Consider the following 9138-nt stretch of genomic DNA (forward strand, 5'->3'; position numbering starts at 1 on the left):
TTTCATTTGAATTCCTTATTAATTGAGATTTCCAGTGATTTTTGACCGTAGGCTAGCCTGATAAAACAGGCACATCCACAATTTGGCTGAATTTCATGGGTAATCAAGATAACTTTTGTTATTTAGAGGTAAGGAAACAGTCATAAATAACCCCCAGATGTGGTAAAAACTATTTCCCGGATGTAATATTGTTCTCTTTTCAGAGTATTTGGTTCAATTTTTTCTGTAAAATTCTGCGGCTGGTCAGCAACTACAGTTTTGGAGTCGAACAGGGAGCTTTTGATCCCGTGAGTAAAAATGTATGAAAAAAAATAATCGAAGTATAATCATGAAAAAAACCAGAACGTTGCGTGCTCTGGTCAGAATATACGGGTTGGGGTTTTTCCTTGTCGGTATGAGTATTATTGTTGCCTATCAGTTTGTAGAACCTGCTCCTCCCCGCAGTCTGAAAATAGCAACAGCGGATAAAAATGGAGCGTATTTTAAATTTGCCAATGAATATAAAACTGTCTTTGCAAAGGAAGGTATTGATCTTCAGGTTGTTGAGACATCCGGGTCCGTAGAAAATCTCAAGCTGCTGGAGGAGGGACGGGTGGAGATTGCCTTCGTCCAGGGAGGCGTGGGCAGGAGTGAGGATTACCCTGAACTGCAGGGACTGGCAAGTCTGTATGTGGAACCCCTCTGGATTTTTCTAAGAAACAGTATCAAAGTTCATATGATCTCACAGCTGCAGGGGCTGAAGATTGGAGCCGGCCTTCCCGGTAGTGGTACCAGAAAAATTGTTTCCCGGATTCTGGCTGATAATCGGCTTGACAGGGGCCAGGTGACCGTGGTCCCCATTGGGGGAGAAGAAGGGAGTATGGCCCTGCATGGTGGGGAAATAGACGCGCTGTGCATTGTGGCGGGCGCAGAATCTTCTGTTGTGAAGAAACTGCTTCTTGACCCCACTGTAAGACTTTTTAATGTCCGGAGAGCAGAAGCCTATACGAGGATCCATAAATTTCTGACCCATGTAGTTTTACCCGAAGGCGTTATTGATATGGGAGAAAATGTTCCGGAAACCGATATTCATCTCGTGGCCCCCGCTGCGACACTGGTTGCCGGTGACAACCTGCATCCTGCCTTTGTTGATCTTTTTATGCAGAGTGCCTCAAAAATACATGGACAGGGGAATTTTCTCGGGGATGGAAAAAACTACCCCTCCCCTGAATATCTGGATTTTCCCCTCAGTCCGGAAGCCGGTAGATTTTACAAAAATGGACCGCCCTTTCTTCGCAGATTCCTGCCTTTCTGGGCAGCATCACTGGTCGACAGATTGAAGGTGATGATACTGCCACTTATTGCCCTGATCATCCCTCTCATGAAGGTACTTCCACCCACATACAGGTGGCGGATGCGCTCAAAAATATATCGGTGGTATGATGAACTCCATGATCTGGATCAGTATGTGAATAAAAACCCGACACAGGAGGTTATTGCCGGGGCCCTGAAAAACATTGCGGTTATGGAAAACGAGGCACGCCAACTGGAAGTCCCCCTGTCTTATGCCAGGGAATTGTATAATCTGCGGTTGCATATCGATCTTCTCAGGCAGCAGATAAGTGGTTTCAGCAGGAATTAAAAAGTCACTTTTTCCGCAGGATAGAGCAGCCCCGTAAGCTCCTGTTTCCATCCCTTGCCACCGATTTTTTCTGCCAGAAGAACGGTCATGTGTTTCGGTGTAAATCCCAGGTCCCGATTGCGGCCAAGACCGGACAGGCAGGACGGGCAGTTGGTGGCGATAACAGTGCCGGTTGTGTTCTTAAGTACTTTTTCAATTGATGACCGTTTGCGTAACAGCATGCCGTGGGAGATATCCGGCCGTGAAATAGCCATTGTTCCAGCTTCGGAGCAGCAATGGGGGACTTCATGCACACCGGCAGCGACCTGATGGAGGAGTTGTGCGCCATTTCCGTCGAAGGAATCATGGCACGGAGTATGGTAGAGGAGTGAATCAGATTTCTCCTTTGTAAAGTCATGGAGATCTGTTTCCAGAACATATCTGCTGATATCCATGACCTGACAGGAAAAAATATCTTCACAGCCTATTTCGTTCAGTGATTCCCTGCAGGTGCCGCAGCTTACAAGGAAGGCGTCAAAGGAGATATATCCAAGCATTTCCCTGATCTGACTGAGGATTATAGTGTCCCTGAGAGAAATTTCCGAATGCATTTTCTGTTTTGCATTGACTTTAGCGGGAAAACCACAGCAGAGAAAGGGCGGTGGAATAATTACCCTGGTAGCTGATTTCAGAAGAAGATACAGTGAGGCCAGGCCGATATCGCCATACATCCTTTCCGAACCGCAGCCGGGGAAGTAAAATACAGTTCTGTCAAAGTTTCCGGTGGGTTTAAGGGCAAGGGCCTCGTTTTCCGCACACGCTGGGAGTAATGAGCGCATTGTCTTGTCTGAAACCTCCAGCATTGGCGATTTCAGCATTGTGAGCAGTTTTGATTTGTTGCGCTTTATTTTTTCAGGACTTTTGGTCAGCAGTTTTGCCCCTGTTCTCTGCAGGGCTGAACCCCATTCCATGACAGATTTTCTGAAAACCCTGTTAAATACAGGATTTCTGTTCTGCAGGTATTGCAGGGAAAGACCAGTTGCCGGTGCTGTATGTTTATAGCCGAGGTCGCAGAGTATATCTCTTTCGAGTATTGAAACTTCCGCGGTATTTATGTCCACGGGGCAGGGGGCAAGGCATTTTCCGCACATCGTGCAATGGTCCGCAATTTCTTCAAGATTCTTCAGCTGGTTAAAACGTGGCTGGTGGGAGCGCTGCATATCATAGAGCAGTGCCTCTATCAGGGAGCCTATGACCATGTTTTTGTTTCTGGGATGAAAAAATATGTTCGATTCAGGATAATATACGCAGCAGACAGGCATACATTTGCCGCAGCGGACACATTTGGAAATCATGGAGGAAAGTGTTGCCAGAGACTTGTATTGAAGAATTTTTGCCTCCAGTTCCAGCAGGTTGAATGAAGGGGTGAAAACCTTGTTGATAATATCAGGATCTTTCAGCATTCCCGGATTCATGATACCTGCGGGATCAATTTCCTGTCGATATCGGTTGAGATCATCCAGTAGTTTTTTCTCCAGGAATTTCATCTTGGTAATACCTATGCCATGCTCACCACTGACGACACCTCCCAGTTCAACTGCTTTTCTCATGACATCTTCAGCAGTTTGTTCCGCCCGTTTCATCATCTCCCGATCATTTGAAAAAACAGGAATATTCACATGACTGTTCCCGTCACCAGCGTGCATGTGTGTTGCTATGACGATTTTTTTGGAACGGACATCGTCATGAATTCGACGTATATTTTCACTGACCTTGTGATATCCGCTGAACAGTTTGAGCAGGTCATCCATGAGATTCTTCAGATATAATTCATGGCGTATGGATTCTTCTGTTCTCAAATTCAGTTTTTCGAGGGTTTTTTTGCACAGGTCATCAGCCTTTGGTATTTTGGCTTCCAGCCAGTCCGGATCTTCAATGGGTTCTGCTGTTTTGAGATATGCAGAAATACGATGAATGACCTGTTTTTTGTTGTGGATATCTTCCTCAATATTGTACTGATCAACAAAACGACTGAACTCGGCAAGAGCGTGAAGGGGAAGGACTATATCTTCATTGAGTTTAAAGGCGTTGGTTCTTGCCGCAATTGCGCCAAGTCGTTTGCGGTCACGCCAGAATCTCTCTGCTTCATCGCTGTCCTGGGCTGTAAAAAGTTCCGTGTTTTTATACGGAGTAAGGAGTTTTTCCAGTTTCTTCTTGCCATTAAGAACCTGGTCCGCGGTATGCCCGACCATGTCTATCAGGAGAACGGCCTTGGGATGAGTGGAGCGTGCTGCTTTCGATTTGTACTGAATTGCTTTGATATACTCTTCGTCAAAGTGTTCCAGGGCAATAAGCGCTTCTTCTCCCCGGTCTGTGAAAGTTTCCGAAATGGCAACGATAACATGACTGGCTTCGTCCATATCCCGGCCGTAGAATTCAAGGCAGAAGGTAAGTTTTTCATGATAGGCAGGATAGAGGACAAATTCTGCTGATGTAATAACCCCGTCCGTTCCTTCCTTCTGCAATCCCGGCAGTCCATTGAGGGCCTTGTTGGTGATGTCTTTCCATAAGCCTGGTTTTCTTATTTCTCTTCCGGAAAGATTTACTTTTTTTACAAGTTGCCCGGAGGCTCCATAGACATGAAATTGAACCGTATCCTCCGGCAGGATTTTTCGCATGGGATGAGCAAACCGTTTAACTGTAAACAGTTCTCCGGAAACCATGGCGATATTAAAAGAAAGGATATTGTCGATGGCCGTACCCCACAATACTGCTGTTTTACCTCCGGCATTTTCAGCGATATTTCCGCCTATGGTGGATGCCCAAGCGGAGGTGGGATCGGTTGCAAACACAAGGTTTTCCGCCGAAGCCTGTTTCATGACATCGGCTGTCACCACGCCGGATTCCACCCGAATGACAGATACTTTTCCGTTTCTTCCCAGGTGGGGAAAAGTCCGGGAAGATATTTCGTCAATCCGTGTGAGCTTTTCCGTATTGATCATGACACAATTGTCGGTTACGGGGACACTGCCGCCGGTCAGTCCTGTTCCACCGCCGCGGGGAATTATACGCAGGCCAAGAGCAACAACAGTCTTCATAAGGGGTGGAACCTGTTGTTCGGATGTGGGGCGAAGGATCGCGAGGGGAAGGAAGAGGCGCCAGTCTGTTGCATCGGTAGCGTGACTGATCAGGGTGAAGGGATCAAAATGAATATTTTCACGACCTATTATCGGAGCGAGCGATTTCAGAATAGTTCGGCGTCTGCTGTTGGTTGTCCGAATTTCTTTTTTTAACTGGCACAGTCGGTTTCGACAGAGTTCGACCAGTCGCAGAACTTTTTTGCATCGCTTTTCATTGAAATGAAATCTATTTGCCGCAGTTTCTATAATAGAAAGATCTTCTTCGGCAGTTTTAAAAAAATGATCCCGTCGTTTTTGGGAATCAATCAGTTCCTGGTACAGAAAAGGATTGCGATGCAGGATAAACAGGTCCCCCATGAATCTCATGACCAGTCTGGCTGAGCGACCGGTGATCCGCTGGCTTCTCAGTTCTTCCAGGTCTTCCCAAACCTTGCTGCCAAAGAGAAGATTAACGATGAGCCTGTCATCTGCGGAAGTGAAATTATATGGGATTTCCCGAAAATCAGTTTTGTACATTGTTAACAAATCGTATTAAATTTAAAGATGTGAAGCCAAAAGCGTCTTTTTACCATTATTCGTGCCTTTTTCCAAAAAGTATGTTGAAAAACGGTTTCTGTGATCCTAAATAAATTTTTCCAGGCTATCCATGAAACTCAGCCGAATTGGTGATGTACCTGCTTTATCAGGCTGGATATGGGTGAAATGTCTTTTTCTTTGTTCCAGGGATAATTTGCCGAATCTGTCAATAGTGGGATCCGGGTAAAAAATTTGGAGTTTGCCGGAACATTCCGCTATAATAAAGATCATCTCTCCCCGCCTATGGGAATTTCCTGTGGAATAATGGCATTCATCCTGTGAAGAGGACATATTTTTGGAACTGTTGAGAAGAATAATTCTGCAGCTTTTGCCCAAAATGTTACCTGTCTGGTTGGCGGTGTTTGTCCCCGATTTGCTGTATGGTGACACTTTTCAGACAGATGTTTCACTGTCAATGCCATTATGGTTGAAATGTGCTCTTCTGGTTGCAGTCAGTGTCATTATTACGGCGATCTGTTTCCTGATTCAGTGTTATATAAATAGAAAAGTTGCAGAGAAGAGCCATTCCAGGGAGCTGGAGAACAGGGAATTTCATATTAATGAAGAACGTTTTCGACAGATAATTGAGAATGTTTCCGGAATATCTATTCAGGGATATGATGAGAACCGGACGGTAATTTTCTGGAATAAGGCCAGTACAGCACTCTATGGCTACTCTGAACAGGAGGCGCTTGGTTCACAGCTTGAGGACCTTATTATTCCTGAACCAATGCGTCAGATGGTTATTGAAGCGGTTGACCGCTGGGTCGTTCATGGAGAAAAGGTTCCCGATGGGGAGCTGGATCTCATTGATAAAAACGGAAATACTGTTCCCGTCTATTCTTCCCATGTTCTTCTTGAAACATCAAGAGGAAAGGAAATGTTCTGTCTTGACATTAACCTGGATCCCATAAGACATACCGAAGAATCATTGCGGAAAAGTGAAGAACTGCTTTCAACTATTTTCAACACAGCACAGGATGCAATTTTCATAAAAAACAGGCAATACTGTTATCAGAAAATAAATCCGGCATTTGCCCGTCTGCTCGATAAAAATGAAGGAGAAATCGTCGGCAGGACCGACGAGGAATTGCTGGAACCTGAAGAAAGTGAAAAGAACCTGAAAATTGATCGGCAGGTTCTTACAGGTGAGACAGTAGAAGATTTTTCCGAAAAAAAGAGTAATGGAGAGGTTCGTTTTTTTCATACTATCAAAGTTCCTGTTGGCAATAGAAACGACAAAATTACCGGTTTGTGCGGGATAGTCAGGGACATTACCCAGCAGAGAAGATCGGAAAAAATTATTTCTACTCTTTTTGCCATTTCAAATGCGGTTAATACGACTAGCGATCTTGATGAACTGTACAGGTCGATCCATAAATCGTTGGGGACGATTATTGACGCAACCAATTTTTTTATTGCTCTGGTTGACAGCAGGCAGAAAATGCTGTCTTTCCCTTATTATGTGGATATAAAAGATAAGGACTGTTCTCCTATCCATGAGTTTGATCCTGAGAAAACATTGACAGGTGAGGTTGTGTTCAAACAAAAACCGGTTCTTTTCAGGGAACGGGAACTTGTTTCAAGAGGTGCCGCAAATCGAATTATCGGATCAATTCCCCTTATCTGGATGGGAGCACCGCTTGTTATTCACAATGAGGTTATCGGGGTTGTTGCAGTGCAGAGTTATTCTGACCCGTTTCTCTATGATGAAGAGGATTTGAAGGTTCTGTCACTTGTTTCAGATCAGATGGCGATAGCCATCGAACGAAAACAAACGGAAGAAGCTCTCAGGGAAAGTGAAAAACGATACAGGAATTTGTTCAACAATGCCCCTGCCGGTATGTGTGAATTAGATTTTTCACAAGGGAAATTTACCCGTGTTAATGAGCAGATGTGCAGATTTACAGGGTATTCTGAAGAAGAACTGTTGACAATGGATGCCCACAGACTGTTACATGAAAAAAGCAGAGAATCTTTTTTTGAGGAATTCGGAAGAGTTGCCGCAGGCGAGGGTTCCGGAGATAAGGCGGAATATATAATTATCAAAAAAAATGGTGAGAAAATCAACGTAGTTATAAACACAGATTTTATCCACCAGGGAAAAAAAATAACGGGAGCCAGGATAGTTGTTCATGATATTACCGAGCTGAAAAAGGTTGAAAGTGAGAAAATGGCAGCCCTTAATATAGCCGCTGAACATGAAAAACTGGCCCTGGTTGGTCAGATTGCCGGAAAAATGGCCCACGATTTCAACAATATTTTAGGCGTAATCATGGGTAACACAGAGCTTTCCCTGCTTGAGTGCAAAGAGGAGCGTATCAGGAAAACTTTGGAATTAATCTTCGAGCAGACACTCCGGGGAAAAAATCTGACTAGAAATCTTGTCGCTTTTGCAAGGGATCAGGAACCAAGGTGGGAGTTTTTCAGGGTCAGTGAAAAAATTGATCTTGTATTGAGCCTGTTAAAAAAAGACCTTGAGGGTATAGAAATTTTACGGGACGACCAATATGACATGCCTGAACTGCTGGCTGATCCCGGAATGATTGAACATGCTCTGGTGAATATGATCCTCAATTCGATTCATGCCTTGACTCTGACGGATAAACCAAAAATAATTATCAATACTTTCTGTGTGGATAAAAGTGTCTGTATTGAAATCGAGGATAACGGCTGCGGTATCCCTGAAGAGTACCTGGATCGAATCTATGATCCTTCATTTACTTTGAAAGGGACCAGGGATGTTACCGGTTCGTATCAGGAAGGGGTAAAAGGAACCGGCTATGGCATGGCCAACGTCAAAAAGTATATTGAGCAGCACAAGGGGACGATCGAAGTTGAGTCTGAATTCGGCAGCGGTGTCAAATTCACAATAAAACTGCCGGTAAGAGAAAAAGAGCTGACTCCTGAAGAGAAAATGGAAATTCAGAAAGAGGTGAACCTGTCCAGGCAATATATTCTTCTTGTGGAGGACGAGCAGGCTATTTCCGAGGTGCAGTATCGTCTGTTGACAGGAGATCCCTGTAATCATAAGGTCGATATTGCCAATAATGGGGAGCAGGCAATAGAGTTGTTCAATAACAATAAATATGATTGTGTCAGCCTTGATTATGTACTTCCCGGAGAAATCAGCGGGATGAACGTTTACAACCATATCCGGAAAACAGATCAAAGTATTCCTGTGTTATTCAGTTCAGGCAATATTGAGTTTCTGGAATCGATAAAAGAACTTCAGAGCGGTGACCCGTATGTGGACCACCTCTCAAAACCTTTCCAGAACAGGATCTATGTGAGTTGTCTTCATCGCTTAATGGAAAAATCGGCGAAAAACAGATCCGAACATTGACAGTATTATTCCCGTCTTTCTCCCCTGTCGATTTTCTGAAACCTAACTCATAAATCAACCTTGTTATCCAAAAAACTCAGGAAGGATTGGAGATGTGCCTGTTTTATCAGGCTGGCCTATGAATAGAAATCAGTGGTTTTGCAGTCATCCCGGGCCAGGGTTAAAACTGGACTTTTTCGAACCATTTTGTTCTTATGGCCACTTTGAAAAGTTCTAGTTTTTTATGGCACCACCAGGATAACGACATTGTGTCCATAATCTCAATTAAAGATAAAGAGGTCGTAGTGAAAATATTTATTGTAAATTCAGGAAGTTCTTCTATTAAATTTCAGCTCATAGATATGAATGGGGAAACAGTTCTTGCCTCGGGGCTTGTGGAGAGAATAGGAGAGGAAAAGGGTGTTGTTTCGTGTGCTTTGAGGCCCGGAACAGATTCACAGGCGAAGGTAAAGAGGCTGGAGAAAGTAGAGGATCAC

3 protein-coding genes and 1 pseudogene are annotated in these 9138 nt (G+C 44.2%); 3 read left to right on the forward strand and 1 reads right to left on the reverse strand.

Annotation, left to right across the window (positions count from 1 at the left end; genetic code table 11):
• The first annotated feature begins 328 nt into the window (after window positions 1-328).
• Window positions 329-1621: a TAXI family TRAP transporter solute-binding subunit gene (locus ACXLDX_RS10200; protein WP_457577078.1), complete on the forward strand. Its 1293-nt coding sequence runs from the start codon at window positions 329-331 to the stop codon at window positions 1619-1621.
• Here the strand turns inward: ACXLDX_RS10200 and ACXLDX_RS10205 are convergent.
• Window positions 1618-5256 carry a DUF3683 domain-containing protein gene (locus ACXLDX_RS10205; RefSeq protein ID WP_457577079.1) on the reverse strand — a complete coding sequence of 1213 codons (3639 nt, stop codon included), beginning with the start codon at window positions 5254-5256 and terminating at the stop codon, window positions 1618-1620. The two genes, ACXLDX_RS10200 and ACXLDX_RS10205, sit on opposite strands and share 4 nt — an antisense overlap.
• A gap of 475 nt (window positions 5257-5731) precedes the next feature.
• On the opposite strand from ACXLDX_RS10205, the gene ACXLDX_RS10210 reads away from it, so the two are divergent.
• On the forward strand, window positions 5732-8662 hold the full coding sequence (locus ACXLDX_RS10210; RefSeq protein WP_457577080.1) for a PAS domain S-box protein: 2931 nt from the start codon (window positions 5732-5734) through the stop codon (window positions 8660-8662).
• A 248-nt stretch (window positions 8663-8910) separates the two neighbouring features.
• A pseudogene (locus ACXLDX_RS10215) lies at window positions 8911-9138 on the forward strand (hypothetical protein); the annotation flags it as partial.

The sequence above is a fragment of the Desulfomarina sp. genome, from assembly GCF_054039375.1.